The organism is Kitasatospora sp. NPDC001309 (assembly GCF_042896295.1).
Classification (GTDB): Bacteria; Actinomycetota; Actinomycetes; order Streptomycetales; family Streptomycetaceae; genus Kitasatospora.
Genome location: NZ_JBIAXC010000024.1, coordinates 51,046 through 77,628, shown reverse-complemented (window position 1 = coordinate 77,628; position 26,583 = coordinate 51,046). Strand labels below are relative to the sequence as shown.

General features: G+C 74.7%; 26 protein-coding genes. 10 read left to right on the top strand and 16 right to left on the bottom strand.

The features are described from left to right. Positions 1-15: 15 nt before the first annotated feature. The 4 genes from ACFY2K_RS23530 to ACFY2K_RS23515 all read right to left on the bottom strand — a co-directional run bounded on the left by ACFY2K_RS23530 (position 16) and on the right by ACFY2K_RS23515 (position 4,040). Entirely contained in the window at positions 16-786 is a 771-nt protein-coding gene (locus ACFY2K_RS23530) for a L,D-transpeptidase family protein (RefSeq protein WP_387713752.1), read from the bottom strand. Positions 787-868: 82 nt separating this feature from the next. Then, positions 869-1,615 (bottom strand): hypothetical protein, encoded by a 747-nt coding sequence (locus tag ACFY2K_RS23525; RefSeq protein WP_380525566.1) that lies wholly within the window; start codon positions 1,613-1,615, stop codon positions 869-871. Further along, complete coding sequence (locus ACFY2K_RS23520) at positions 1,602-2,126, bottom strand: SigE family RNA polymerase sigma factor (protein WP_380525565.1); 525 nt, start codon at positions 2,124-2,126, stop codon at positions 1,602-1,604. Before ACFY2K_RS23520 ends, ACFY2K_RS23525 begins: the two co-directional genes overlap by 14 nt. Before the next feature lie 396 nt (positions 2,127-2,522). Then, on the bottom strand, positions 2,523-4,040 hold the full coding sequence (locus ACFY2K_RS23515) for a M1 family metallopeptidase (protein WP_387713748.1): 1,518 nt from the start codon (positions 4,038-4,040) through the stop codon (positions 2,523-2,525). A 379-nt stretch (positions 4,041-4,419) separates the two neighbouring features. Here ACFY2K_RS23515 and ACFY2K_RS23510 point away from each other — a divergent pair, with 379 nt between their 5' ends. Next, complete coding sequence (locus ACFY2K_RS23510) at positions 4,420-5,325, top strand: carbohydrate kinase (protein WP_387713745.1); 906 nt, start codon at positions 4,420-4,422, stop codon at positions 5,323-5,325. Between the two features lie 36 nt (positions 5,326-5,361). Here the strand turns inward: ACFY2K_RS23510 and ACFY2K_RS23505 are convergent, their stop codons facing one another. Next, the gene (locus tag ACFY2K_RS23505) at positions 5,362-5,883 is read right to left on the bottom strand and encodes a GNAT family N-acetyltransferase (protein ID WP_380525562.1); all 522 of its coding nucleotides are present in this window, start codon (positions 5,881-5,883) and stop codon (positions 5,362-5,364) included. Between the two features lie 181 nt (positions 5,884-6,064). On the opposite strand from ACFY2K_RS23505, the gene ACFY2K_RS23500 reads away from it, so the two are divergent. Continuing rightward, the gene (locus tag ACFY2K_RS23500; RefSeq protein ID WP_380644890.1) at positions 6,065-7,063 is read left to right on the top strand and encodes a polysaccharide deacetylase family protein; all 999 of its coding nucleotides are present in this window, start codon (positions 6,065-6,067) and stop codon (positions 7,061-7,063) included. Between the two features lie 25 nt (positions 7,064-7,088). On the opposite strand, the gene ACFY2K_RS23495 is transcribed toward ACFY2K_RS23500, so the two are convergent. From ACFY2K_RS23495 to ACFY2K_RS23475, 5 genes are all read right to left on the bottom strand, one after another. Continuing rightward, positions 7,089-7,520 carry a YchJ family protein gene (locus tag ACFY2K_RS23495; protein WP_380402401.1) on the bottom strand — a complete coding sequence of 144 codons (432 nt, stop codon included), beginning with the start codon at positions 7,518-7,520 and terminating at the stop codon, positions 7,089-7,091. Between the two features lie 77 nt (positions 7,521-7,597). Further along, positions 7,598-8,251 carry an NADPH-dependent F420 reductase gene (locus tag ACFY2K_RS23490; protein ID WP_387713741.1) on the bottom strand — a complete coding sequence of 218 codons (654 nt, stop codon included), beginning with the start codon at positions 8,249-8,251 and terminating at the stop codon, positions 7,598-7,600. Positions 8,252-8,495: 244 nt separating this feature from the next. Continuing rightward, positions 8,496-8,846, bottom strand: coding sequence for a hypothetical protein (locus tag ACFY2K_RS23485; RefSeq protein ID WP_387713739.1), 351 nt, complete (start codon positions 8,844-8,846; stop codon positions 8,496-8,498). 71 nt (positions 8,847-8,917) lie between these two features. Then, on the bottom strand, positions 8,918-10,468 hold the full coding sequence (locus ACFY2K_RS23480; protein ID WP_387713737.1) for an FAD-dependent monooxygenase: 1,551 nt from the start codon (positions 10,466-10,468) through the stop codon (positions 8,918-8,920). A gap of 27 nt (positions 10,469-10,495) precedes the next feature. Then, a complete protein-coding gene (locus tag ACFY2K_RS23475) occupies positions 10,496-11,110 on the bottom strand; it encodes a TetR family transcriptional regulator (RefSeq protein WP_380525556.1) in 615 nt (204 codons plus the stop codon). A 203-nt stretch (positions 11,111-11,313) separates the two neighbouring features. On the opposite strand from ACFY2K_RS23475, the gene ACFY2K_RS23470 reads away from it, so the two are divergent. Then, positions 11,314-11,712: a hypothetical protein gene (locus ACFY2K_RS23470; RefSeq protein WP_380525555.1), complete on the top strand. Its 399-nt coding sequence runs from the start codon at positions 11,314-11,316 to the stop codon at positions 11,710-11,712. 102 nt (positions 11,713-11,814) lie between these two features. Here ACFY2K_RS23470 and ACFY2K_RS23465 read toward each other — a convergent pair whose 3' ends face one another. Beyond that, entirely contained in the window at positions 11,815-13,437 is a 1,623-nt protein-coding gene (locus ACFY2K_RS23465) for a cytochrome bc complex cytochrome b subunit (RefSeq protein WP_380525576.1), read from the bottom strand. A gap of 410 nt (positions 13,438-13,847) precedes the next feature. On the opposite strand from ACFY2K_RS23465, the gene ACFY2K_RS23460 reads away from it, so the two are divergent. From ACFY2K_RS23460 to efeB, 3 genes are all read left to right on the top strand, one after another. Continuing rightward, positions 13,848-14,174, top strand: coding sequence for a hypothetical protein (locus ACFY2K_RS23460; protein WP_387713734.1), 327 nt, complete (start codon positions 13,848-13,850; stop codon positions 14,172-14,174). A gap of 250 nt (positions 14,175-14,424) precedes the next feature. Further along, complete coding sequence (gene efeU, locus ACFY2K_RS23455; RefSeq protein WP_387713731.1) at positions 14,425-16,482, top strand: iron uptake transporter permease EfeU; 2,058 nt, start codon at positions 14,425-14,427, stop codon at positions 16,480-16,482. Beyond that, positions 16,482-17,828 carry an iron uptake transporter deferrochelatase/peroxidase subunit gene (gene efeB, locus ACFY2K_RS23450; RefSeq protein WP_387713728.1) on the top strand — a complete coding sequence of 449 codons (1,347 nt, stop codon included), beginning with the start codon at positions 16,482-16,484 and terminating at the stop codon, positions 17,826-17,828. Before efeU ends, efeB begins: the two co-directional genes overlap by 1 nt. Before the next feature lie 108 nt (positions 17,829-17,936). On the opposite strand, the gene ACFY2K_RS23445 is transcribed toward efeB, so the two are convergent. Then, positions 17,937-19,322, bottom strand: coding sequence for an ATP-binding protein (locus tag ACFY2K_RS23445; protein WP_387713725.1), 1,386 nt, complete (start codon positions 19,320-19,322; stop codon positions 17,937-17,939). Next, complete coding sequence (locus tag ACFY2K_RS23440; RefSeq protein WP_380525550.1) at positions 19,319-20,002, bottom strand: response regulator transcription factor; 684 nt, start codon at positions 20,000-20,002, stop codon at positions 19,319-19,321. Before ACFY2K_RS23440 ends, ACFY2K_RS23445 begins: the two co-directional genes overlap by 4 nt. Before the next feature lie 164 nt (positions 20,003-20,166). Here ACFY2K_RS23440 and ACFY2K_RS23435 point away from each other — a divergent pair, with 164 nt between their 5' ends. Then, entirely contained in the window at positions 20,167-21,714 is a 1,548-nt protein-coding gene (locus tag ACFY2K_RS23435; protein ID WP_387713722.1) for a glutamate synthase subunit beta, read from the top strand. 30 nt (positions 21,715-21,744) lie between these two features. Here ACFY2K_RS23435 and ACFY2K_RS23430 read toward each other — a convergent pair whose 3' ends face one another. Both ACFY2K_RS23430 and ACFY2K_RS23425 read right to left on the bottom strand, forming a co-directional pair. After that, on the bottom strand, positions 21,745-22,320 hold the full coding sequence (locus ACFY2K_RS23430) for a hypothetical protein (protein ID WP_387713719.1): 576 nt from the start codon (positions 22,318-22,320) through the stop codon (positions 21,745-21,747). 191 nt (positions 22,321-22,511) lie between these two features. After that, positions 22,512-23,789 (bottom strand): MFS transporter, encoded by a 1,278-nt coding sequence (locus tag ACFY2K_RS23425; protein WP_387713716.1) that lies wholly within the window; start codon positions 23,787-23,789, stop codon positions 22,512-22,514. A 174-nt stretch (positions 23,790-23,963) separates the two neighbouring features. Here ACFY2K_RS23425 and ACFY2K_RS23420 point away from each other — a divergent pair, with 174 nt between their 5' ends. The 3 genes from ACFY2K_RS23420 to ACFY2K_RS23410 all read left to right on the top strand — a co-directional run bounded on the left by ACFY2K_RS23420 (position 23,964) and on the right by ACFY2K_RS23410 (position 25,596). Continuing rightward, positions 23,964-24,626 carry a TetR/AcrR family transcriptional regulator C-terminal domain-containing protein gene (locus ACFY2K_RS23420; RefSeq protein WP_380587685.1) on the top strand — a complete coding sequence of 221 codons (663 nt, stop codon included), beginning with the start codon at positions 23,964-23,966 and terminating at the stop codon, positions 24,624-24,626. A 5-nt stretch (positions 24,627-24,631) separates the two neighbouring features. Beyond that, positions 24,632-25,144 (top strand): isochorismatase family protein, encoded by a 513-nt coding sequence (locus ACFY2K_RS23415; RefSeq protein WP_380525545.1) that lies wholly within the window; start codon positions 24,632-24,634, stop codon positions 25,142-25,144. A gap of 113 nt (positions 25,145-25,257) precedes the next feature. Beyond that, positions 25,258-25,596, top strand: coding sequence for a hypothetical protein (locus ACFY2K_RS23410; RefSeq protein WP_387713712.1), 339 nt, complete (start codon positions 25,258-25,260; stop codon positions 25,594-25,596). 19 nt (positions 25,597-25,615) lie between these two features. Here ACFY2K_RS23410 and murQ read toward each other — a convergent pair whose 3' ends face one another. Next, the gene (gene murQ, locus ACFY2K_RS23405; protein ID WP_387713710.1) at positions 25,616-26,566 is read right to left on the bottom strand and encodes an N-acetylmuramic acid 6-phosphate etherase; all 951 of its coding nucleotides are present in this window, start codon (positions 26,564-26,566) and stop codon (positions 25,616-25,618) included. Between the last annotated feature and the right edge of the window lie 17 nt (positions 26,567-26,583).

Genomic DNA, 26,583 nt, shown 5'->3' with positions numbered 1-26,583 from the left:
AGCCCGCGTCCGTGCTCAGCGGGCGAGGTTCCGGGCGTCCCCCATCACCACCACCGGGTGCAGCGCGGGGTCGAGCGCGAGCAGCAGCTCCCGCATCCGGTCGGCGGTCATGCTGACGCAGCCGTGGGTCGGCCCGCCGTGGTCGACGTGCAGCCAGATCCCGCCGCCGTACCCGGTGCCGCGCGGGCGGCGGGTGTCGAGCGGGGTCGAGCCGGGGACCCGGTTGTAGTCGATGGCGACCACGTAGTCGAAGGAGCCGGCCAGCGGTTCCCCCTCGAAGCCGGTGCCGCCCATCACGAAGTCCTCGGACCGGTGGTAGGGCAGCCGGGCGCCCGGGTCGGGCAGTCGGCCGCCCGCGTCGGTGAGCGTGAACACCCCGACGGGGGAGTGCAGATCGCCCTGGCGGTGGTCGGTGGTCCAGCCGTGCACGGCGTTGCGGGTCGGCCAGGCGGGCCCGGCGCGCCACCCGTCGCCGTCGTCGCGGTAGAGCACGGCGTGCCCGGTCGAGGCCTCGGGGCCGTCGCCGGTGACCACCAGCACCTGCCGGGTCCCGGCCGGTATCGCGCTGCGCAACTGCGGCCCTACGCCCGGGACTTGGCGCGGCAGCTCGGGAGGTGCGGGGCGCGCGGCGACGGCGACGGCCGGCTGCTCGGCCGGGAGGTCCGGGGCGGAGGTGCCGGGGGCGGTCGGGGCGGGGGTGGTCGCGGTGGACGGTCCGTGGGCCTCGGGGGCGCAGCTCACCAGGAGCAGCGCCAGCCCCACGAGGGCGCGACGGGGTAGGGACATGGCGGTTCCGTTTCGGGTGGGTGCGGGCGGCAGCGGCGACGACGGGGCCGGGACGGGGCGGGGCGGCCCGGGCGTCAGGGGATCAGCGGTCGGCCGTCCGGATCGAGTCGAGCACCTGCTGCACCTGCCGCAGGGTCCGTTCGGAGGGGTCGAGGGCGCAGGCCGTCACCTCGACCAGGGCGGGCCCCTTGAGGTCGACGCTCCGCCGGCCGACGAGCTCCCGGTTGCCGTTGCGGGTCGAGCACTCCTTGTCCAAGGGGGTCTCCGTCATCCCGGTGGTCGCTCCGTCGGGCTGCCCGGCCGTGTCCGGCGCGTTCACCAGCCGCAGGGTGAGCAGTACCCGGTCGGGGGCCGGCTGCGCGGCCGATGCGCCGCAGGGGACGGGCAGCCCGAAGCAGGGCCCGTTCGGATTGAACGGCCGGTTGGCCAGGTACCCGACGGCCTGGTGCGGGTCGCCGGTGACGGGTTCCGAGAACCAGCCCGGCGGCAGGGTCGCGAGGAGCCCGTCGACCTCGGGGAACCGGAGCGGGGCGCCCGTTGCGGTGGGGAGCGGGGAGGCGGTGGCGGTCGGCCGCCCCGCGGCCTCCTGCGCCGGCCCGGGGCTCGGGGCGATCGCCGGGGCGGCGGCCAGTACGGCGGCGACCAGCCCGCCGGTCAGGCCGAGCCCGAGGCCGGCGTTGCGCCGTCGCCGCCTGGTCCGGGCCGCTCGGGCGAACACCCGCTCCATCCGGTCCTTCGGCGCGGCCAGGGGCGGGACGGCCTCCTGCAGCAGGACGCGCAGCTCGTCCTCCTCCACCCCGGCGCCCTCGCGCGGATCAGACGCGTTCACGACGTCCCCCGTCCAGCAGCAGTTCCCTGGCCGGGAGCCGTCCGCGCAGGGCGGCCAGCGCCCGGTGCGACTGGCTCTTGACCGTTCCGGTGCTGCAGCGCAGCACCTCGGCGGTCTCCTCCACGCTGAGGTCCTCGAAGAAGCGCAGCACCACCACGGCGCGCTGGCGCGGGGGCAGTGAGCGGACCGCCTCGGCGACCACCTGCCCGAGCAGCACGTCCTCGTAGGGGTCGGCCCGGGCGACCGCCGGTTCCGGCAGCTCCTCGTGCGGGAGTTCGCCGGTCCAGCGCCGCCGCCACCAGGAGACGTGGCAGTTGACCAGTACCTTCCGCAGGTACGCCTCGGGCCGCTCGCGGGCGATCAGCTCCCAGCGGGGCCAGACCTTGGCGAGTGCGGTCTGCAGCAGGTCCTCGGCCTGGTGCCGGTCCCCGGTGAGCAGCCAGGCCGTGCGCAGCATCTTGGGGCCGCAGGCGGCGACGAACTCCGTGAAGTCCGGTGTCGCGTCCGTCATCCTGCTGCCGCCCCTGCCCCTGCCATGGTTCCCGCACCGTTCCCGTCAGCCGTGGCGGCCCGGCGGGCCGCGTCCTCGTTCGTGTCGTTCTCACGGCTGCTGAACGCGATGGGCGGCGGACCGGGTTGCCTGCCCGTCGGAAGAATTTTCGCAGCTCCCCGGGCGGGTTCCGGGCGCGGCCCCGGTGGTGCGGGGAGGGAGGGCTTGGACGGCCCGCGTGCCGGCCGGGGCTAGGCCGGGCGGCAGGCGGGCCGTGGGGACCACCATGGCCCGTCCGTTCCCGGACGGCCAGGGGCGCACGGGGGCGCCCGGGCGTGCACGGTGGCGCGCCCGGGCGGGCGAACGGCGACGGAGCGTCCGAAAGCTCCGCAAGCCGGTCGGACGCCGCGAAGCGGGTCAGACCGTTCCCGAGTGCTCCGTCAGCCGTGGCGGCCCGGCGGGGCGGGCGCCGGCGGGGTCCGGTGCGGTGGTCGCGGGCGCCACCGTCCAGTCCGGGTGGCCGGGCATCGGCGGGGTGCGCCGCCCGTCCAGCCAGTCGTCCAGGAAGCCGGTGAGGTCCTGCCCGGAGACCTCGGAGGCGGTGCGGACGTAGTCCCGGGTGGTGGCGGTGCCGTGGCGGTGCTCGCGCAGGAAGGTCCGCTCGATCCGGTCGAAGGCGGCGGCGCCGACCTTCTCCCGGAGGGCGAACAGCACCAGGGCTCCGCCGGTGTAGCGCTGGTCGTCGAAGAGCGTGTCGGCGGTGGGCGAGGCGACCGGGCCGGAGTCGTGCCGCCACTGGTCGCCGAGGCCGTACACCCGGCGCATCCGGGCGGTCAGGGTGGTGTCGCCCCAGGCGTCGGGCCAGCCGCGCTCGTAGCGGTAGGCGAGGCCGTAGTAGTCGGCGTGGCCCTCGTTGAGCCACAGGTCGGCCCAGGTGGCGGGGGTGACGCTGTCGCCGAACCAGGAGTGCACCAGCTCGTGCATCATGTGCGAGCCGATCGCCGGTTCGGCCTGGCGCAGGAAGCCCGGCTTGTAGAGGGTGAGGGTCTGGGTCTCCAGTCCGGTGAAGCCGAAGGCCGCCGGGTCGTCGCTGTCGACCGGCAGGATGCCGTAGGACTCGAACGGGAACGGTCCCAAGTGCTGCTCTGCCCAGCGGAGTTGGTCGGCGGTGAGGTCCAGGGCCGGGGCCAGCTCGGCGACCCGGGCGGTCGGTACGACGTCGCGCAGCGGCAGCCCGTGCGGGCCGGGGCGCTCGCGGACGGTGTAGTCGCCGACGGACACCTGGACGAGTTCGGTGGCCATCGGCTCGCGGGAGACGTACCGCCGGGTGGTGCGGCCGTCGCCGAGCGGCACGGTCTGCGCCAGCTCCCCGTTGGCGACGCCCAGCAGGGGATCCGGCGCGGTCACCGCGATGGTGAAGCGGGCCTTGTCGCTCGGGTGGTCGTTGCACGGGAAGACGGTGTGGGCACTGGCGGGCTGCCCGGCCACCGCGAAGCCGTTCGCGGTCGGCACCCAGCCGGTGTGCGGCAGGGCGGCGCGGGGGTCGGCGGTGTACTCGACGGTCAGCCGCGCGGTGCTGCCCCGGCGCAGCGGTTCCCCGGGGGTGACGGTCAGCTTCTCGTCGTGGACGGCGAACCGGGCCGCCCGCCCGTCGACCCGGACGGCGTGCACGTCCAGCCCGAGCGCGTCCAGCGACAGGGCGGCCGTGGTCCGGGTGGTCCGGGCGGTGATCACCGCGGTTCCGGCCACGGTCCGGGTGTCGGCCCGGTACTCGAAGGACAGGTCGTAGGCGAGCGCCCGGTACCCGGGGTTGCCGAGCGAGGGGAAGACCGGATCGCCCGGACCGTCCACGGCGGCGGCCGGCGGGGCGCTCGCGGACAGCAGCACCGCGCCGAGGGCGAGTGCCAGGGCGGAGGCGGCACGGGTCCTGGGCAAGGGGGATCACCACACTTCGTACGGGGCGGACGTGCGGTGCGTGCGCGGCGCACCGGGCACGGACCCTACTGGACCGTCAGCTCCGCCCGGCGGGGACCGGCCGAGTCCCGCCGGATCCCGCCGGATCCCGCCGGATCCCGCCGGATCCGGCCACAACGGTGCCGACACGCGGGCGTCCCCCGGACGGACCACGGTGCTGGCGGCGCCCCCGGGCCGGGGCTAGCGTTCGTAGTGCTTCGTCCCCTGACGGACGGGGCCACGGCCGTCGGAGAACCTGGCCAGGTCCGGCGGCCGTACTCCTGTGCCCGGACGCCTTCCCGGACGCACCGCGTAGGGTGGCCCCCGGACGACGCCCGCGTACCGGATGCCAGGAGCCGCCGTGACCAGCCCCGCTTCACACCTTCTGGTGATCGGTGAGTGCGTCGCCGACATCGTCCGGACGGACGGCGCCCCCGACCGGGTCCACCCCGGCGGCAGCCCCGCGAACGTCGCGTACGGCCTGGCCCGGCTGGGCCGCCCGGCGGTGCTGCTCACCGAGCTGGGGCCGGACGCCGACGGGCGGCTGATCCGCCGCCACCTGGAGTCGGCCGGGGTGGTGGTCCGGGCGGCCGAGGTGGCCCGCACGCCCTCGGCGGTGGTGCGGCTGGACGGGCAGGGGCGGGCCGGGTACACCTTCGACATCGGCTGGACGCTGCCGCCGACCGAACTCCCCACCGCCCCCGCCGGGATCCACCTCGGCTCGATCGGCGCGGTCACCGAACCGGGCGCCGCCTCGGTGCTCGCCCTGGTGGAACGGTGGCGCGACCGGGCGCCGGTCAGTTACGACCCGAACGTGCGCCCCGCGCTGATGGGCGACCGGGCGGCGGCGGTGTGCCGGGTCGAGCGCTGCGTGGCGCTGAGCGGCCTGGTGAAGGCGAGCGACGAGGACCTCGCCTGGCTCTACCCGGGCGAGCCCGTGGAGGCGGTCGCCGAGCGCTGGCTCGCCCTGGGGCCCGACACGGTCGCGGTGACCCTCGGGGCGGAGGGCGCCCTGGCGCTCACCGCGGCGGGCCGCCGGGAGCGGGTGGCGGCCGTCCCGGTCGCGGTCGCGGACACCGTCGGCGCCGGTGACTCCTTCATGGCGGCCCTTCTGCACGCCCGCGCGGCCGGCACGGATCTGGCCGACTGCCTCGCCGAGGCCGTCACCGCCGCCGCGCTGACCGTCTCCCGCCCCGGCGCCAACCCGCCCTCGGCCGCCGAGCTGGCCGCGGCCCTGGCGGGCCGCCGGGCGGCCGGGGCGCGCTAGGGCGGGGCAGGGGCGCGGCAGGGCCGGTGCCGGTGGTCAACTCCCGTGGCGGCCCGGCTCGGTGAGGTCCTTGCCGTACCAGACCTCGGAGTACGGGCCGGTGTCGCCGTACGCCGGGATCTCCCGGTAGCCGTTGCGCAGGTAGAGGGCGCGGGCCTCGACCAGGTCGAGGCGGGTGTCCAGGACGATCCGCTCGGCGCCCATGGTGCGGGCAGCCCGGTCGACGGCGGCGAGCAGCTGGGCGCCGCCGCCGGTGCCGCGCAGGCCGGGGCGGACGAAGACCCGGGTGAGTTCGACGCTGGTGGCGTCGTGGCGGCGCAGGCCGGCGCAGGACTGGGGCGCGCCGTCGTAGCGGCCGAGCAGGAAGAGGCCGGTGGGGGCGGCCAGGTCGCCGCTGGGGGAGCCGGCGAGGCCGGACTCCAGTTCCTCCGGGGTGCCCTCGCGGCCCAGGTGCAGGCGGTAGTAGCGGTTGGCCACGTCGTAGTAGTACTCGCGCAGCAGGTCGGTGGCCTCGGGGGCGGTCACGTCGGCGGTGGTGACGGTCCAGCGGTCGGTCATGCGCGCATGATCCGTTTCCGGGTGCCGCGGGCGCAAAGGGTTTTCGTACCGGTTGTGGGGGATTCGGCAAAGGATCGGCAAGGCGGGCGGCGTGCCGTTGCCCCGGGCGGGTGACGGAGGGTTGGCGGGGGCGCCCGGCGGGGGAGCAGTAGCAGCTATGAACGGACCATCAGTTTGTCGCATGAGTGGGGATCTGAGGAAAGGTCAGAAGCGGAGCGGCGCACGCACCGGACTGCTGGCCGCCGTCTGCCTCACCGCCGTGGTCACCGGCTGCGCCGGTCCCGCCGCCCAGCCCAAGCCCGCCCCGGCCGCCGGGGCGCCCGCCGCCGGAGCCGCGGCAGCGCCCGCCGGAGCCGACGCCGCCCCGGCGAGCCCCGGGGCGGCCCAACCCGCTCCGCCGCTGCTCCCCGGCCTGGCCCGGGAGCAGGAGGAGACCAGCAGCGAGGCGGCCGCCCGCCAGGCCGACGTGGCCCGCACCGCCCTGGAGACCGCCCAGCGCTGGGGCCTGGACCACCCGCCGTTGAAGGCCCCGGCCCGCCCCGCCGCCAAGGCCACCCTCACCCCGGTGCAGGGCGTCAAACTGAAGGACGGCCGCCCGCCCGTGGTGTTCCGGGTGCCGACCGAGGACAAGGTGGTCTTCCTGACCATCGACGACGGCTTCGAGAAGGACCCGGAGTTCTCCCGGATGGCGGCGGAACTGGGGATCCCGCTCAGCGCCTTCCTCTCCGACTACCTCGTCCGCGACAACTACGGCTACTTCCGGGACCTGCACAAGCAGGGCGTGGAGATCAACAACCACACGATCAACCACCGCAACCTCAAGGTCCTCGACTACGAGACCCAGCGCCGGGAGATCTGCGACCAGCAGGACCAGCTGGAGCAGCAGATCGGCGTGCGCCCCCGGCTGTTCCGCCCCCCGTACGGCGAGTACAACGACGACACCCTGCGCGCCGCGGCCTCCTGCGGGGTGCAGGCCGTCCCGCTGTGGAACGAGGAGGCCTTCCCGGACCACATGGAGTGGCGCTACGACGACCGGAAGCTCCACCCGGGCGACATCATCCTCACCCACTTCCGCGGCACCTCCGACTGGAAGGCCACCATGCCGGACCTGCTGCGCAAGGTGCTCAACGAGGTCACCGCGGCCGGCTACTCGCTGGGCCGCCTGGACGACTACCTGTAGGGCGGCGGCCCCGGCCGGCGGGTCCTCAGCCGAGCGAGAGGGCGTCGAGGTACACCCAGGCGCCCTCGTGCCGGACGAAGCGGCTGTGCTCGCTGAGCACGCCCTGCTCGCCGCCCTCCGTCCAGTGCGCGCGGAAGGCGACCGTGCCCTCGGCGTGGAAGGCGCCGCCCTCGCTGGTGGAGAGCACCTCCAGCCCGGTCCAGCGCAGGGCCGGGTCGAAGTCGACCTCGTCGGGCCGGGTGTCCGGGTGCCAGGTGCGCAGCAGGTAGGCCTCGTCCTGGGCGGCGAAGGCGCTGAACCGGGAGCGCATCAGCGACTCGGCGGTGGTGGCCTTCGCCTGGCCGCGGTGCAGCCGGCCGCAGCAGTCGCCGTAGGCGGCGGGCAGGCCGCACGGGCACGGGGAGGACGGCAGCAGCCGGGGAGCGGCGGGGCGGGGCGCGGAACGACGTCGGGACATGCCGACCATTGTCCCCCACGGCCGGTCGGCGACCGTCGGGCCCGCCCCACCACCGGGGGAGGGGCGGGCCCGGAGGGCTACGCGGGCCGCCGGAACGAGTAGTTGAACGAGGCGTCGCCGAAGTGGCCCATCATCCGGAGCCAGAACGGCATCATCATCTCGGTCGCCCGGGCGCCGGTGATGTCCCCGAGGTCGACGATCCACTCGGCCGGCCAGCCGAACTCGCCCAGCAGGGCGACCGTCTCGGCCTTGGCGACGGCGTCGTTCCCGGCGATGAACAGGTTGTGCTCGCCGGCCAGTCTGCCCGGTGCGACCATCAGCTCGCAGTTCAGCGTGTTGAGGGCCTTCACCACCCGGGCCTCGGGGAACTCGCGCTGGATCTGCTCGCCGATGCTGTCGGTGTTGACCGGGGCGAGGGTGACGCCCTCGGGGCCGAACACCAGCGGGTTGGACACGTCGATCAGCAGCTTCCCGGCGATGTGCTCCGCCCCGGCCGCGCGCAGCGCCGCCAGCGAGACTGTCCCGCCGGTGGCGTTCAGCACCACCTCGCCGAAGGCCGCCGCCTCGGCGAAGGTCCCGCAGCTGCCCGCGGGGCCGGCCTTTCCGGCCCAGGCCAGCCCGTGCTCGTTGTCCTTGGTCCGGGAGCCCAGGGCCACCTGGTGGCCGAGCGAGACCAGCTTGTCCGCGAGGGTCTGCCCGACCACGCCGGTGCCGATGATTCCGATGCGCATGGTTCCCCGTTCGTCCGGTTCCCTCCGCCCGTCGAAGGGCGGCCGCGACGACCTTAAGGCCTGTCTCTTGGATTTTGTCGGATCAGGCCGCGGCGTCGGGGTGCGTGCATCGCAAGGCGGAGGAGGGAGCCACTGCGGAGCATTGGTGACCGACGACAACGCGGCGAGGTGCGTGCCCCGGCGTCGCGGACCCGGCAAGGATCCAAGAGACAGGCCTCAGTTGACCTGGGGGCGGGCGCCGGGGTCACGCGCCGGGGCCGATGCTCAGGATGGCGAAGAACTCGACCGCGAGTGCGGCCGGCGGGACCAGGGAGACGGCCACCCGGGCCGGTCGGAACAGCCGGGCCGCGGGCCATTGGAGGACGACCGCGATCACCGCCGCGACCACGGCGGCCGAGGCGACCGCCAGGTGCGGCACGGCGGGGCACGGGCCCGTGGACGTACAGGGGTCGGTGGCCATTTCGCCGAGGCCCCGGAGCATGACCGCGGGCGGCAGCAGTGCCAGGGTCAGCGCCGTCGAGATCGACGGGGCCCGCCACCAGCGGTCCGGTGCGGTCCTGATCGGGGCGGCTGCGGTGGGCAGGGATTCGCTCATGCGCCCAGTCTTCCGGCGGCTCCCGCCGCCCCGGCAGGGGTGGAGTACTCAGTCCGCCCGGGTGCCGGTACTCAGATCCGCGGCTCGCCGAACCAGCCGCGCAGCGCCCGGTCCAGTCCCGCCCGGTCGGCCTCGCCGGGGGCGCAGGCCCAGGCGACGTAGCCGTCCGGGCGCAGCAGCAGGGCTCCGGCGGGCGGTGGTGCCTGGGGGCAGTCGGCGGCGAGGACGTCGACCCGGTCCTTCCAGCCGGCCGCCCGGTCGGCGAGGCCGAGCGCGCCGCCGGTCAGGTCGAGCAGCAACGGCCTTCCGCTGTGGGTGAGTTCGGCCAGGCGGGTGCTCCCGGTCGGGGTGTCGAGGGTGAGTTCCGGGGCGAAGCCCCCGGCGAGCGGGTGCGGGCAGTCGGTGTCGTAGCGGACGTCGCTGCCCGCCATCAGGGCGGCTATCCGGGCGAGGTTGTCCGGGTGGGCGATCAGCTCGCCGACCAGGGCGCGCAGCGCGGTGATCCCGGGGCCGGGGGCCATCAGGGCCGTCTGGGCCTGGGAGTGCATGAAGACCCGCTCGCCGACCGGCCGGCGTTCGTCCTGGTAGCTGTCCAGCAGGCCGGGCGGGGCCCAGCCCCGGAGTTCGGCGGCGAGCTTCCAGCCCAGGTTGGCGGCGTCCTGGAGGCCGAGGTTGAGGCCGGGGCCGCCGGTCGCGGCGTGGACGTGCGCGGCGTCGCCGACCAGCAGGACGCGGCCCTCGCGGTACCGCTCGGCGAGCCGGGTGTTGTGGCCGACGGTGCGGCGCGGGGTGAACGGTCCCGCCGTCCGGGCCGGGGCGAGCGGCAGGTCGGCGCCGGTGACCCGGCGGATGCTGGCGCGCAGTTCGTCCAGGGTGAGCGGGCCGGCCCCGTCGACGGGCGGGCCGCCCCACTCCATGGTGGCGATCATGGCGGCGTCCGGGCCGAACGGGGAGATGACGAACACGCCGTGCTCGGTGCGGGTGTGGGTCCACGGCCCGAACGGGGTCGGGCAGCCGGGCAGCAGGAGCTTGCCGTCGTCGGTGGTGCGCAGGCCCTCGGGCGGCAGCACGTGGGCGATCCGGGAGACCGGGTCGGGCGAGGTGACGCCGGGGAAGCCGATGCCGGCGCGCTTGCGGACGGTGCTGCGGCCGCCGTCCGCGCCGACCAGGTAGCGGGTGCGCAGCTGCCCTGCGCCGTCCGGGCCGTGGAGGTCCACGGTGACCCCGTCCCGGTCCTGGGTGAAGCCGGTGACCTCGCACCGGCGCAGGACCGTGACGCCCAGCGCGAGGGCGTGTTCCTCCAGGACGGCCTCGATCCGGTGCTGCGGGATCGGCAGGGCGTGCAGCGGATTGCCGTCGAGCCGGTGCAGTTCCAGCGGGAAGGCCCCGAAGACGAACCGGGGTACGGGCCGCGGCGCACCGGCGGCGCCGCTGAGCGCCCGGTGGAGGCCGCGGTGGTCGAGCAGCCGGAGCACCTGCCCGACCAATCCGTTGGCCTTCTGCTCGCCGGAGCGCTCGGGCAGCCGGTCCAGGACCACCGGCCGGACGCCTGCCAGGGTCAGTTCGCAGGCCAGGAACAGCCCGACCGGGCCGGCGCCGACGATGACGACCTCGTTGGTCATGTCAATTCCCCCAGGGGTGTGGTGGGTTCACCGGGCGGACGGATCGGGCAGCCCGGCCGCGAGCTGGCGCAGCGCCTCGGCGAACAGCGGCTTGAAGGGCACCGCCGGGTCGGCGACCAGGTAGTGCTCGTTGGTGACCTGCAGCGCGGAGAGCGCGGCCGCGGCCACCAGCTTCGGGTAGAGGTCCCGGTCCGGATCGGTGCCGGTGCGGGCGGCGATCGCGGCGGTGAGCCCGGCCCTGGTCTGCGCGCCGCCGCGGAACAGCTCGGCCTGGAGCGAGGGTTCGCGCAGGAGCCGTCGCACGGCGGCGACCCAGCCGGGGGCGGGTTCCTCCTCGGCGCCGTCGAAGGGTTCGACCAGGGCCTGGGACAGCGCCTCCCACAGCGGCTCCTCCGCCGGGCGGGTGGCCAGGGCCTCGGCGGCCCGCATGATCCGGTTGCGGTGCCGGAAGACGATCGCCTCGGCCTTGCTGGAGAAGTAGTTGTTGTAGGTGCGCGGGGACACCCCGGCCGCGGCCGCGATGTCCTCGACCCGGACGTTCTCCAGTCCCCGTTCCACCGCCAGGCTGAGCGCCGCCCAGCTGAGCGCCTCCCGCGTCGCGGCCTTCTTCCGTTCCCGCAGTCCGGGCTCTCCGTCCGTCATGGCACCACTGTCCCGCCAAAGGTGCGTGGTGCGCAATAGTGCGTGACACGCAAGTTTTCTCGGGCCCCCGGGGTCGTGGCGAGCCGCCCGCCACCTGCGGTTCGTCGCTGGTAGTAGTTGCGTGGTTGCGGAGCGACTCGGCGCCGGAGCCCGTCCGCGCAGGAATTCCGGCGGGACGACCCGACAGGACGTGAGGAGCGGTCATGAGCGGCAGACGGCGTCCACCGCGGGCGCGGACCCCGCGCCAGGGCGGGGCGGCCGGCGGCGGCCGGAGGAACTCCCGGGTGGGGATCGCCCGCATTGAGGGCTTCCTGGCCTGGGAGGCCGAGGTCGCGGCGGCCGAACGCGACGCCCGCGCCTTCGCCGCGCAGTTCCCCTGGCTGCCGGAGGCCGAACGGGAGGACCTGGAGCGGGCCTACGCCGCCGACCGCCTGCGCTACGCCGAGGAGGTCGTCGACCGCGCCGTCGACCGCTGCCGCCGGCTGGCCGCCCGCTACCGCGCGGAGTGCCGCCGGATCTGTACCCGCTGGGCGACGCTCTGCCTCTCCGTCACCCTGGCGGCGGCGCTGTTCGCCGTCGTCCCGGCCGCCCTGCGGGGCTGAACCGCCGGCCCGCCCGGGCGACTGCGCGGGGGAGTCCGGCGACACCGAGGGCCCGCCGCACCGTTTCCGGTGCAGCGGGCCCTGGTCGTGCCGGGGGCTCGGTCAGTGGTGGCCGTGGCCGCTGGTGATCTCCTCGTGCTCCTCGACGGTGGGCTTGGCGATCTGGCTGCCCTCGCCGTAGAAGCCGCGGGACAGCTTGGCCCGGGTGCGGGTCCACAGGCCGGCCCGGCGGGCCACGCCGTTCTCGTCCACCTCGGGCGCCGGCTCGACCGGCTCGGGCTGCTCGTGCGAGGTGAGGGTGTACAGCCGGCCCTGCGGCAGCGGCGCGTGCACCTCGACGAACTCGCCGTGCTGCAGCCGGTTGATCACGCCGGTCTCCCGGCCGTGCAGCACCTTCTCCTTGTCCCGCCGCTGCAGGCCCAGGCACCAGCGCTTGGTGATCACGAACAGCGCCACCGGCAGGGCGAAGAAGCCGATCCGCACGGCGTAGGTGATCGCGTTGATCGACAGGTGGAAGTGGGTCGCCAGCAGGTCGTTGCCGCCGCCGGCCAGCAGGATCAGGTAGAGGCCCATCCAGGCCACGCCGAACGCGGTGCGGACCGGGTGGTTGCGCGGGCGGTCGGCGATGTGGTGCTCGCCGCGGTCCCCGGTGACCCAGGCCTCCAGGAACGGCCAGCACCAGATGGCCAGCAGCACGGTCGGGAAGACCATCAGCGGGATGAACACCCCGAGGTTCAGGGTGTGGCCGCCCCAGACGCTGATCTCCCAGCCCGGCATCACCCGGATCAGGCCCTCGGAGAAGCCCATGTACCAGTCCGGCTGGGCGTCGGTGGACACCTGGTCGGGCCGGTACGGGCCGTACGCCCAGATCGGGTTGATCGTGGCGATCGCCGACATGAACGAGATGACGCCGAAGACCAGGAAGAAGAAGCCGCCCGCCTTGCCCATGTAGACCGGCATCAGCGGCATGCCGACCACGTTCTCGTTGGTCCGGCCGGGCCCGGCGAACTGGGTGTGCTTGTGGTAGAAGACCAGGATCAGGTGCGCCGCGAGCAGGCCCACCATGATGCCCGGGATGAGCAGGATGTGGACGGTGAACAGCCGCGGGATGATGTCGGTGCCCGGGAACTCGCCGCCGTAGATGAAGAACTGCAGGTAGGTGCCGACGATCGGGACGGCCAGGACCGCGCCCTCCATGAAGCGGATGCCCGTGCCGGAGAGCAGGTCGTCCGGCAGCGAGTAGCCCATGAAGCCGTCGAACATGCCGAGGAACAGCAGCAGCGCGCCGAAGATCCAGTTGATCTCGCGGGGCTTGCGGAAGGCGCCGGTGAAGAACACCCGCAGCATGTGGGTCAGCATCGAGGCGATGAAGACGACGGCCGCCCAGTGGTGGATCTGGCGCATCAGCAGGCCGCCGCGGACCTCGAAGCTGATGTTGACGGTGGAGGCGTAGGCCTCGGACATCCGGATGCCCTTGAGCGGGACGTAGGAGCCGTCGTAGACGACCTCGCCCATGCTCGGGTTGAAGAAGAGGGTCAGCCAGACGCCGGTCAGGATGATGATGACGAAGGTGTAGAGCGCGATCTCGCCCAGCATGAAGGACCAGTGGTCCGGGAAGATCTTGCGCAGGTTGGCCTTGGCGAGGGAGTAGATGCCGAGTCGGCCGTCGGTCCAGTCGGCGAGGGCTTCGGCCTTGTTGGCCGGTTTGGCGCGGGTGCTGGTCACCGGTCCCGGCTGCGACTGCTGGTCGGTTCTCACGACGGGCTCCCCGGCGTTCTCGGCGTGCCGGCGTGGAGGCCCGTCGGCGAGGACGCCGGCCGGCGAAGTGTTGTGATCATGGGACCTCTCGATACGGGTCCGCCGGGCGGACCGGCGCGCGGACCTGGGCGGTTCACTGGACCCGTTGCTCAGGGTGATGGAGCGCTTACTCTGTCATGCTGTCGGCAGGGGGCCGACTGTGCACGTCCATCGGGCCGTCCGGCCGCTCGTGTCGGGCCGGACGGGGGTTCCTGACGCCCGATCGGCTGGCCGCCGGTCGGGGCCGGGCGGGGGAGATGCTGCGCCCGGGTGCAGCTGAACCGTTTCGGCGCGTGCCGCGTCCGGGCGCCGCGCGGGGCCGGGCCTACGCTGCGCCAATGGTGGATCACCGTGAACTCCTCGCGTCCGTCACCGAGGCCCTGTCCCGCGCCGGGTTCGACACCGCACCGGGCACCTCGCCGCTGTCGATCGACCGTCACCCCGAGGGGGTGGCGGTCGGCTGGTCCCCGGGGGCGGAGGCGGACGGTCCGCCCTCCGGGTCGGCGCGGGCGGCGCTGTGCGGGGCGGCCGCGCTCGTCCTGCGGGAGCGGGGCTTCCTGGTCACCGGGACGGAGGAGGGGGAGCTGCTGGTGCGCTGCGCCGAACCGGTGACGGTCCCTCCGGAGCCCGGGCCCGAGGCGGCACCCGAGCAGTGGTGGGGGTGAACCGGCCCGCCCCTCGGCGGCCCCGACGGCTCCGACCTGCGGAGTTGCCCGGCGCATGGGTGTTCTCATACCGAACCCTTACCTGAACGGGGGGTGCAGTTGACCGCCGTCCCTCTAAGGTTTGCCTAAGCTAAGCGCAACGCCCTGGACCACGGTGTCCGGGGCGTTCGCCGTGCCGTGCCGCCGCTGCCGCGGCGGTGCGCTCCAGAACAGGTACGACCCGGGGCGGCCCGGGGGAGGAGCCCGCTGCATGTGGGATGAGGCGTTTCCCAGCTTTCTGATCGGGCTGCGCGAGGGACTCGAAGCGGGCCTGATCGTCTCGATCCTGGTCGCCACGCTGGTGAGGGCCGGTCAGAAGGGCCGGCTCCCCCAGGTCTGGACGGGCGTCGCGGCGGCCGTCGCACTCAGCCTCAGCTTCGGCGCGGTGCTCACCTTCACCGCCGCCAACCTCTCCGGCCACGCCCAGGAGGCGTTCGGCGGGGTGCTGAGCCTGATCGCGGTCGGCTTCGTCACCGCGATGGTGTTCTGGATGCGCCGCTCCGCGCGCACCCTCTCCGCCGACATCAAGGAGAAGGTCCAGGCCTCGCTGGCCATGGGCGCGGGCGCGCTGGTGCTCACCAGCTTCCTCGCCGTCGCCCGGGAGGGCCTGGAGACCTCGCTCTTCCTGTGGACCAACGCGCGCACCGCCGGGGAGTCCACCGGGCCGATCATCGGCGCCGCCGTCGGCCTGCTGCTCTCCGTCGCGCTCTGCTGGGGCCTGTACCGCCGGGCCCTCAAGATGAACCTCACCAAGTTCTTCACCCTCACCGGCGCCGGCCTGATCGTGGTCGCCGCGGGCGTGCTCGGCTACGGCCTGCGCGACCTCCAGGAGTCCGGGCTGGTCGGCGGCGGCAGCACGTACGCCTTCGACCTGAGCGGGCACCTGGACGCCTCGTCCTGGTACGCCACGCTGGTCCAGGGCACCCTCAACCTGACCGTCACCATGACGGTCCTCCAGGTCGTCGGCTACATCGCCTACCTGAGCATCGTGATGACCCTGTTCATCGAGGGCGTGCGCGGCGGCACGGCGGCTCCGGCCGCGGCCCCCGCCGCCCCCGCCGCTGCTGCGGCGGGCAAGCCGGACGCGGAGCAGGCCGAGCCGGTGCGCACCGGGCGGCCGCGCTGGGTGCTGCCGACCGCGCTGGTCGCCGTACCGGTCGTGGTGGCCGGCGCCGTGATCGCCGTCAGCGACGGCAAGCAGGACAGCTCGGCCACCGTCGCGGTCTCCGAGAAGGAGTGCGGCAAGGGCTTCGGCACCCCCCAGCCGGGCCAGCAGGTGTTCCAGATGCACAACAGCGGCGACAAGGTCTCCGAGGTCTACCTGGTCAATCCGGGCACCGGCGCGGTCTACGGCGAGATCGAGGGCCTGGCCCCCGGCACCACCCGGGCGCTGACCGCCACCATCGGCTCCGGCGACTACGCCTGGCGCTGCGTGCCCACCGGCGGCACCACCGCGACCTCCGCCACCGTGCACGTCTCCGGCGGTGCCGAGGTCAAGGCCGTCAAGCCGGTCTCCGAGGACGACCTCAAGGCCCCGCTGGACAGCTACAAGGACTACGTCACCAAGGGCCTCGCGACCCTGATGACGCAGACCCAGAAGATCCAGACCGACGTGCACGGCGGCGACCTCAACGCCGCCAAGGCCGACTGGCTCACCGCCCACCTCCAGTACGCCTCGCTCGGCGCCGCCTACGGCACCTTCGCCGACCTCGACAAGAAGATCGACGGCCGCGCCGACGGCTACGCCGACAAGGCCCAGGACCCGGGCTTCACCGGCTTCCTGCGCCTGGAGTACGGCCTCTGGCACGGCCAGTCCGCCGCCGACCTGACGCCGGTCGCCGACGAGCTCGCCCAGAACGTCGCCAAGCTGGTGCACGACTTCCCCACCCAGGACTTCGACCCGGGCGACCTCCCGCTGCGCGCCCACGAGATCCTGGAGAACACCCTCCAGTTCGAGCTGACCGGCGACACCGACATGGGCAGCGGCACCAACCTCGCCACCACCCAGGCCAACCTGGCCGGCACCCAGGAGCTGCTGACCCTGCTCCAGCCGCTGCTCGACGAGCGCGACCCGCAGGTGCTGGTCCGGGTCAACGCCGGGATGAAGCGGGTCGGGGACCTCGTCGCCGCGGCGCACACCGCCGACGGCTGGACCCCGCTCGACAAGCTGCCCGACGGCACCCGCCGCCAGCTGAACGGCGCCACCGGCCAGCTGCTCGAAGACCTCTCGCCCGTCCCCGCCCTGCTCGAGATCCGGAAGGCCGCCTGATGACCGACCACACCGCAGCCGCCGGCTCCTGCCCGTTCCCGCACGCCGCTGCCGCCGTCTCCGCCGCACCGGCCGCCGAGTCGGTCGCCGACCAGGGCGGCTGCCCGGCCGCTCCGGCCCGGCGCAGCTTCGTCCGGGCCGCGCTCGGCGCGGGCGCCGGGGCCGCCGTACTGGCCGGCGGGGCGTTCACCCTCGGGGCCGAACCGGCCGCCGCCGGGGACACCCACCAGCCCGCGAACGGGGCCGTCCCGTTCCACGGCGCCCACCAGGCCGGCGTCGTCACCCCGGCCCCCGGCTTCGCCGCCTTCGTCTCCTGCCAGGTCATCGCCCAGGACCGCAAGGGCCTGGAGGACCTGTTCAGGACCCTGACCGAGCGGATCCGCCTGCTCACCGCCGGCGGCACCCCGCCCGACCTCGGCGTCGGCGCCCCGCCCTCGGACAGCGGCATCCTCGGCCCCACCGTGCCCACCGACAACCTCACCGTCACGGTCGGCGTCGGCGCCTCGCTGTTCGACGACCGCTACGGGCTCGCCAAGGCCAAGCCCGTCAAGCTGACGCCGATGAAGACCTTCCCCAACGACAACCTCCAGCCCGGCGAGCTGCACGGCGACCTCTCGCTGCAGATCTGCGCCGACCAGCAGGACACGGTGCTGCACGCACTGCGCGACATCACCCGCCACACCCGCGGGGCGATGCAGATCCTCTGGCGGATCGACGGCTTCAAGAGCGCCTCCCGCCCGGACGGCGCCCCGCGCAACCTGCTCGGCTTCAAGGACGGCATCGCCAACCCGGACACCACCTCGGCCCGCGAGAGCGACCGGCTGATCTGGGTCACCGACGGTGCCGGCGAGCCCGCCTGGGCGACCGGCGGCAGCTACCAGGTGGTCCGGATCATCCGGATGCTGATCGAGTTCTGGGACCGGGTCAAGCTCAGCGAGCAGGAGAAGATGTTCGGCCGCCGCCGCGACACCGGCGCGCCGCTGGACGGGCACCAGGAGAACGACGCGCCGGACTACGGCAAGGACCCGGACGGCAAGGCGATCCCGCTCAACGCGCACATCCGGCTGGCCAACCCGCGCACCGCCGACACCGACGACTCGCGCATCCTGCGCCGCGGCTTCAACTACGACCGGGGCGTGGACAAGGCGGGCAACCTGGACATGGGCCTGGTGTTCTGCTGCTACCAGCAGGACGTGGTGCGGCAGTTCGAGGCCACCCAGACCCGGCTGATCGACGAGCCGCTGGTGGACTACATCTCGCCGACCGGCGGCGGGTACTTCTTCGTCCTGCCGGGCGTGAAGGACGACGCCGACTGGCTCGGGCGGGGACTGCTCGCCGCGGTCTGAGAGCCGACCCGTCCTCCGAACGGGCCCGGTGCGCCTGGTGCGCGCCGGGCCCGTTCGGCGTGCCGAGGCCGAGGGGGCTGAGCTGTGCCCGGGTGTGCTCGGGGGTGCTCAGCCGCCCAGGGTGAAGCCGATCACCGCGCCGCCGCCGGACCGGTTGGCGGCGTAGGCGGTGCCCCCGTGCGAGCGGGCCACCTCGGCGACGATGGCCAGGCCCAGGCCCGAGCCGGGCAGGCTGCGGGCCGCGGTGGCCCGGTAGAAGCGGTCGAAGACCCGGTCGAGGTCGGTCGCGTCGATGCCCGGACCGCGGTCCCGGACCTCGACCCGGAGGCCGTGCGCCACCAGCTCGATCGGGGACGTCCCGGCCGGGTCGAACTTGGCCGCGTTGTCCAGCAGGTTGCCCACCGCGCGGGCCAGCGCGTCCGGGTGGGCGATGACGACGGTGTCGTCCGTGACCACGGTGATCTCCCGGTCGCTGCGCCGGCGGGCCTGGGCGGCGGCAGAGCGGACCACCTCCGCCAGCACCACCTCGACCGGGTCCTCGTCGGCCTTGCGGTCCGCCGCCAGCGCCACCAGCTCCTCCACCAGCTGGGTCAGCTCCCGGGCCTCCTCGGCCAGGTCGGCGAGCAGCGCGGTGCGCTCGGCGGGCGGCAGCCGGTCGATGCTGGGCAGCACCGAGAGGTTGGTGCGCAGGCTGGTCAGCGGGGTGCGCAGCTCGTGCCCGGCGTCCTGGACCAGCCGGCGCTGGTTCTCCTTGGCGGTGGCGAGGCGCACCAGCATCCGGTCGAAGGCGCGGCCGAGCCGGCCCACCTCGTCCCGGCCGGAGGCGGGCACCGGGACGTCCAGGCGGCCGCTGGCGGCGACCCGTTCGGCCGCGTCGGTGAGCCGGACCAGCCGGCCGGTGATCCGCCCGGCGACCAGCCAGCCGGATCCGCCCGCCACCAGCACGACGACGGCCACCACGGCCGCCATCTGGTGCCGCAGCACCTCCAACAGCTCCTCGATGTCGTCGAGTTGCAGCACGACCTGGACGGCGCCCCGGCCGCCGCCGAGCGAGACCACGCCCACCCGGCAGGTCCGGCCGCCGACCTGGCGCACGTCGATCACCGTGCGGGCGGGTGCGTCGGCGCGGGCGAGTTCGCGGTCGGTCGCGGTGGTCGGCAGGTCGAGGTGCGCGGTGCCCGGGAGGATCGCCCCGTGCGAGTCGAGGGCCTGGGCGGTCACCCTGATCGGGTGCAGCAGCTGCTCGCTCAGCCCGCTCGGGCTGTTGAAGTCCCCTGGGAACAGCTTCTGGCGGTCCACCTGGCCGCTGACCGCGTGGACGGCCGAGTTGAAGTCGTCCGACTCGTCGTCGCGGATCAGCGCGGCCGCCGCGTGGTAGCCGAGCGTGCCGATCACCACCGCGACCAGGGCCGCCATCACCGCGAAGGCGAGCGAGAGGGTGGTGCGCAGGCCGGGGCGCGGCAGCCGGGGGCGGCGGGCCGACGGGCCGGTCACGGCTCGCGCAGCGTGTAGCCGACGCCGCGGACGGTGTGGATCAGCGGGGTGAGGCCGGGGCGGTCGAGCTTGCGGCGCAGGTAGCCGATGAAGACCGCGAGGTTCTTCGAGCCCGGGCCGAAGTCGTAGCCCCAGATCCGCTCGTACAGGGTGGTCTGGTCGAGGACGGCGCCGGCGTTCCGGGCGAGCAGCTCCAGCAGGTCGAACTCGGTGCGGGAGAGCTCCAGTTCGGCGCCGCCGCGCCAGGCCCGGCGGGCCGGCGGCTCGACCCGCAGGTCGGCGACGGTCAGGACGTCCTCGGGGGTGTCGGCGGGCGGGTTGCGGCGCAGCAGGGCGCGCAGCCGGGCGAACAGCTCGTCCACGTCGAAGGGCTTGACCAGGTAGTCGTCGGCCCCGGCGTCCAGCCCGGCGATCCGGTCCGGGACCTCGACCCGGGCGGTGAGCATCAGCACCGGGGTGCGGTCGCCGGCCGCGCGCAGCCGGCGGCAGACCTCCAGGCCGTCCGGCGCGGGCATCATCACGTCGAGCACCAGGACGTCCGGCCGCTGCTCGGCGAGGACGGCCAGGGTCTGGGTGCCGTCCGCGGCTATCCGCACCCGGTAGCCCTCCAGCGTGAGGGCGCGGGTGAGCGAGTCGCGGATGGCGCGGTCGTCCTCGGCGATCAGCACGGTGTGGCTCATGCGGGAGATTCTCCCTGGCGTGCTCACGGCAGTGGAGAGCGGGGGCACGGATTCCCGGCCGGCACGGGTGTCGCGCGCCGCTTCGTGGGCGTACGGTGGCCACACGGTGGCGTGCCGCCGGGTGGGCCGCCGGACCCTTTCGGTACGCCCCGCCGGAGGCCTCGATGGCAGAGCGGATGGCCTTCCTCACCACCCCGCGCGCGGAGCGGGCGCGCCGGGACGCCCGGGCGCGGCTGGGGGACCGGCGGGAGGTGTACCGGCCGGGGGCACTGCTGCCGGTGGTGGGCGGACAGGCGGAGCGCTGCATGGACTGCGGGCTGCCGTTCTGCCACGCGGCCTGTCCGCTGGGGAACCTGGTGCCGGAGTGGAACCGGCTGGTCGCGGACGCGGACTGGCGGGCCGCGGCCGCCCGGCTGCTGGCGACGAACAACTTCCCGGAGTTCACCGGGCGGCTCTGCCCGGCCCCGTGCGAGAGCGCCTGCGTGCTGGCGATCGACGGGGACGCGGTGACGATCAAGAACGTGGAACTGGCGATCGCCGACCGGGCCTGGGCCGAGGGTTGGGACGCGGCGCAGCCGCCCGAGCGGCCGGAACCGGGCGGGCGGGTGGCGGTGATCGGCTCCGGGCCGGCCGGGCTGGCCGCCGCCCAGCAGCTGACCCGGGCCGGCCACGCCACCACCGTCTACGAACGGGCCGACCGGGCGGGCGGGCTGCTGCGCTACGGGATCCCGCCGTTCCGGCTGGAGAAGCACCGGCTGGAACGGCGGCTGGCGCAGCTGCGGGCCGAGGGCACCGAGTTCCGCACCGGGGTGTGGGCCGGGCGGGACGTCACCGGGGAGCAGCTGCGGGCCGGGTACGACGCGGTGGTGGTCGCGGTGGGGGCCGGTGCCTGGCGGGTGCCGGCCGTGCCCGGGTGCGAGCTGGCCGGAGTGCACCCGGCGATGGAGTACCTGACCTGGGCGAACCGGGTGGACGAGGGGGACCGGGCGGTCTCGCCGCTGTCCGCGCGGGGGCGGCGGGTGGTCGTCGTCGGCGGCGGGGACACCGCCTCCGACTGCCTGGGGACGGCGCTGCGCGAGGGTGCGGCCTCGGTGACCCAGCTGGACATCAACCCGTGTCCGCCGGAGCGGCGCGGGCCGGGGCAGCCCTGGCCGGTCCACCCCAAGGTGTACCGGGAGACCACCTCGCACGAGGAGTTGGCGGGGCGGGCGGGGGCGTCGTCGCTGTCGTTGTCGTCGTCGGGGGAGGAGCGGGCGACGTCGGGGGAGGAGGGCCGGTCGTCCTCGGCCGGCGGGCGGGTGTTCGCGGCGGTCACGGTCGGGTTCGAGCCGGGGCCGGACGGGCGGCTGGCGGCCGTCCGCTACGCCGAGGCCGAGCCGGGCGACCGTGGCCCCCGGGCGGGCACCGAGCGGGTGCTCCCGGCGCAACTGGCGCTGCTCGCGCTGGGCTTCGTCGGGCCGGAGCCGGACCAGCCGCTGTACGCCCAACTCGGGCTGGGCATCGGGCCGGAGGGGACGCTGGAGCGGGACGACGGGTTCGGCACCGCCGCCGACGGGGTGTTCGTCGCGGGGGACGCCGGGCGGGGCCAGTCGCTGATCGTCTGGGCGATCGCGGAGGGCCGGGCGGTGGCCGCGGCGGTGGACCGCTACCTGCGCGGACGGACCGAACTCCCCTCCCCGGTACGGGCGTCGGCGCGGGCCCTCACGCTGTGAGACGCGGGGCCCGCGCCGGACGGCCGGGCGTCAGCCCAGGCCGAGGACGGACAGCGCGGTGGTCCAGTTGGTGGCGATGGCCTGCTGGGCGGGCACCAGGGCGACCTGGTGGTTGCAGACCGCGCGGTAGAGCTTGTACTCCACGGTGTCCTTGTCGGTGGAGGTCAGGCCGCTGGAGTCGGTGGCGTAGTGGGGCTCCGGCCAGAGGTTGTTCGGGTCGGTGGGGTGGCCGCCGAGGGACAGCGGGATGAAGTGGTCCTCCTCGTAGTCGGCCGTGCTGGTGTCCTCGTAGCCGTACTGGGCGATCTGCTGGACCTTCAAGCGGTTGGTGTAGCTGGTGGAGGGGCGGATCGAGGTGCTGTAGCCCGGGACGCAGATGGTGGAGTCGATGGTGTCCTGGGTGACGTCCGGGTTGGTGGCGCCCGGGGTGCAGGCGGGGTCGGGCAGCGGGAGGTAGGCCTGCGAACAGGTGGCGTCGAGGGCGGCGCGGGCGTGCGCGGCGGAGGTGGAGGCGGGGGCGGCGTGCGCGGTGCCGGCGGTCGCGAGGGCGGCCGCGGCGAGCACCGCGGTGGCGACGGCGGGGGCGAGTCGTTGGGCACGAAGCATGGGGGAGCTCCCTGTCACGGGCCCGGCACGGGCTGCCGGGCGGTGTGTGTCCATGTCAGCAGTGGCGGATCTATGCGGGTAGACAGGGGATGGTGAATTGTTGACAAAGCGTCAGTCAATGCGGGCGGGGCAAGAGTTCGCTTGACGTGGACCTGGTGGAGTCGGCGGGCGGGCCGGCGTGCCCGGCACCCTCACGGCGCGGGGCGGGCCCCGGCCTCCGCCGTGGCAGGCGTGCGCTGGTCGTAGCGCCAGAGCGCCGGAAGCGCCGCGGCGAGCAGGGCGCTGCTGCCCAGGCAGAGCAGGCCGCCGGTGCCCAGCGCGGCCCGGATGCCCTGCCGGGCGGCGAGGCCGCCGGCCCGCAGGTCGCCGAGGGCCGGTCCGGCGGAGCCGATCAGCAGCTCCAGGCCGGCGGCGCGGCCGCGCAGCTCGTCCGGGATGGACCGGTTCCACAGGGCGCTGCGGAAGGTGTCGCCGATCCAGTGGGCGGCGCCCGCGACGGCCAGGCAGAGCAGCACGGCCCACAGGCCCGGGGCGACGGCGGCCGCGGCGGTGGCCGCGCCCACCAGGGCGGCGGAGAGCAGGACCGGCCGTCCGTACCGGTGCACCCGTTCCGTCCACCCGCCGGTGGTGGCGGCGAGCAGGCTGCCCGCGGCGGACGCCGAGTAGAGCAGGCCGAGCGCCCAGGTCGCGTCCAGCTCCCCGGCGAGGAAGGGGAACAGGGCGGTGGGCAGGGCGAAGACGGTGGCGGCCAGGTCGGCCAGGTAGGTACCCAGCAGGTCGGGTCGGCGGGCCGCGTACCGGATGCCCTCGGTGAGGTCGCGCAGCGGCGGCGCCTCGGCGTCCCGCTCCGAGGGGACGGGCCGCACCCGGGCGAGCAGGGCGATGGACAGCAGGAAGGTGGCCAGGTCGACCAGGTATGCGGCCGGGGCCCCGCTGGTCGCGATGAGCAGTCCCGCGGCGGCCGGCGCGGCCACGCCGCCGATGCTCCAGCGCAGCGAGAGCAGCGCCCCGGCCGCCACCAGCTGCTCCGGCGGGACCAGCCGCGGGACCATCGCCTCCACCGAGGGCTGCTGGATGCCCTGGACGGCCGCCGCCAGGCCGGCGGCCAGGTAGAGCGGCCAGACCGCGGGTGCTCCGAGCAGCGCGTTGGCCAGTAGCAGGGCGCTCAGGACGGCCAGGGCGACTTCGCAGGCCAGGGCGACGGTACGGCGGTCGGCGCGGTCGGCGAGCACGCCTCCGTAGAGGCCGAACAGGACGGTGGGCACGAGTTCGACCGCTCCGACGGCTCCGACGGCGAGCGGTGAGCCGGTGAGGTCGGCGATCTGGAGCGGGATCGCGGTCATGGTGAAGACCGAGCCGAGCAGGGTGACCGTGCCGGAGGTCCAGGTGAGGCGGAAGTCCCGGGAGGTGCGCCAGGGGGTGGTGTCGGGGAGCAGTCGGGACCGTCGGCGGTCCGTTCCTGGGGTCATGCGGGGTCCTTGGGTGTCGGGTGGGTGGGCGTCGCGGCAGTGGTCGTCGTAGCAGTGGTTGTCGCGGCAGTGGTTGTCGTGGCGGGCATTGCCTCCTTATCACTGATAAAGTCCGGGTCGGAACTTAGCGGCGATAAGGTGGCCCCGCAAGCGGATTACCGGGAGGCCGATCGGATGGCGCTGCAACGCGACGAAGTGGTGCGCACCGCGCTGCGGGTGCTCAACGAGGAGGGCATCGACGGGCTCAGCACCCGCCGGCTCGCCCGCGAGCTGGGCGTGCAGTCACCGGCGCTGTACTGGCACTTCAAGAACAAGCGGGAACTGCTCGACCTGATGGCCGAGGCGATGCTCGCCGAGGCCCTCCCGCCCGACCGCGAGCCGGACCCGGAGCACTGGCCCGACTGGATCACCGCCGACGCCCGGGCCAAGCGCAACGCCCTGCTGGCCTACCGTGACGGCGCCCGGGTGCACGCCGGCACCCTGCCGACCGAGGACGAACTCCCGGCCATCGAGGCCCAGTTGAGCGCGCTGTGCCGGGCCGGGCTGCGCCCGCGCACCGCACTGCGACTGCTGCTGACCGTCGACCGCTACATCATGGGCTGGGTCACCGAGGAACAGGCCTGGCGACAGGACGCCGCGCAGCGCACCCGGCCGCCGTTCCCCGACGAGGCGCTGCGCGAGCTGCCGCTGCTGAGCGAGGCCGCCGACGTGCTGCGGATGACCGACCACGACGCCGACTTCGACTACGGGCTGCGGGTGCTGGTGGAGGGGTTCCGGGCGGAGATCGCCCGGGAGGCGGCGGAGGGTTCGGGTGCCGTGGGCGATGGGCTAGCGTGAGCGCCATGACCACCCTTGATCCCCGTAGTACGGCCCTGGTCCTGATCGACCTGATGGACCGGATCGTCGCCAACCAGCTCGCGCCGCACTCCGGTCCGGAGGTCGTGGCGGCCTCGCTGCGCCTCGCCGAGGACTTCCGTGCGGCCGGCGCCCCGGTCGTCGCGGTGCGGGTCGAGCGGCCAGGCGTCGCCGAACAGCCGCCCGGCAGCGGGCTGGTGGCCGAGGTCGAGGCGGCGGCCGACGAGGTCGTGGTGAAGCGCACCATCGGCGCCTTCCAGGGCACCGGACTGCACGAACTGCTCCGGGCCCGGGGAGTGGAGACGCTCGTCCTCGCCGGGATCGCGACCAACCTCGGTGTGGAGTCGACCGCCCGCGCGGCCGCCGACCACGGCTACCGGCTGGTGTTCGTCGAGGACGCGATGGCCGGGCTGACGGAGGCGGAGCACCGGGCCTCGGTGGAGCTGGACTTCCCGCGCCTGGGAGAGGTCGTGGCGGCCGCGGACCTGCGGCTGGGGTAGTGCGGATTCGGGTTCCCGGCCCGGTTCCTGTGCTGATCGGGGGGTGAGCGGTGGAGGGTACCCACCGGTTGTCGCGCCAGACCGCTCGATGGTCGCGCTACGCCCAGGTGACCGTGCACGTCGCTGTGGCCGCCGGACCGGCGGTGCGGGTCGTCGCCGAGGTGTCCGGCGGGCGCGGAGCGTCCTTCGGGATCGCGGTGGGCGCCGGCTGCGCAGAGGCGGAACGGTTCCGGGAGGAGGCGCGGGACGGCGCCTGGTACGCGCTGATGCGGCTGCCCGAGGAGGCCCGTGGCGTCCTCGTCTCGGTCGTGGAGATCGTCACGGCCCCGGCGGACACCGGCCCCGGTGACGTGAAGTTCGCCGCCGCACACGCCGTCTGGCGGGCCCTCGGCCGGGAGCCGGACCGGTGGCCGTGGACCGGCGAGGACGGGGACCCCGTGTTCCCCGCGTGAGGTGGTCGTGGCCGCCCGGTCAGACCCTGCCGGGTTCCAGCGGGTCCGGGCCGGGCAACGGGCGCTGGCGGCGGGCGAGTTCGAGGGCGTCGCGGAGCCGTCCGGCCGAGGCCGTGAGGAGCCGGGCGGCGGTGGGTGCGTCCACGTCGGCGAGCAGCAGCAGGACGGCGTCCTTCGTCCGGCCGTCGGTGGCGGTGAGGGCGCGGTCGACCGTCGGGGCGTCGGCACCGGTGGCCTCCGCGACGATCCGGCGGGCGCGCTCGCGGAGTTTGACGTTGGTGGCCCGCAGATCGACCATCAGGTTTCCGTACGTCCGGCCGAGGCGGATCATCACCGACGTGGACAGCATGTTGAGCACCAGCTTCTGCGCGGTGCCCGCCTTCAACCGGGTGGAGCCGGCCAGCACCTCGGGGCCGACCTCCACCTCGATCCCCAGCTCCGCCGCCGCCACCAGCGTCGAGCCGCGGTTGCAGGCCAGCCCGACGGTCAGCGCCCCGGCCGCCCGGGCGGCGCCCACGGCGGCGAGCGCGTACGGGGTGCGACCCGAGGCGGAGACGCCCACCAGGGTGTCGTCCGGGGTCAGGGCGAGCGCCGCCACGTCGGCCTCGGCGAGGTCGGTGCGGTCCTCGGCGCCCTCGGCGGCCTCCGTCACGGCGCTCCGGCCGCCCGCGATCAGGCCCACCACCAGCCCGGGGTCGGTGCCGAAGGTCGGCGGGCACTCGGCGGCGTCCAGCACCCCGAGCCGCCCGGCCGTGCCCGCACCGGCGTAGACCAGCCGCCCGCCGCGCGCCATCCTCGCCGCCGCCGCGTCGACCACGGCGGCGATCCGCGCCAGCTGCCCGGCGACGGTCACGGGGACGGCGCGGTCCTCGGCGTTCATCAGGCGGAGCAGGTCGGCGGTGGGCAGCCGGTCGATGGCGGCCCAGTCGGGGCGGACCGTCTCGGTGGGGGGTACGGCGTCGGGGTTCATGCGGGGAGCGTCCCCGG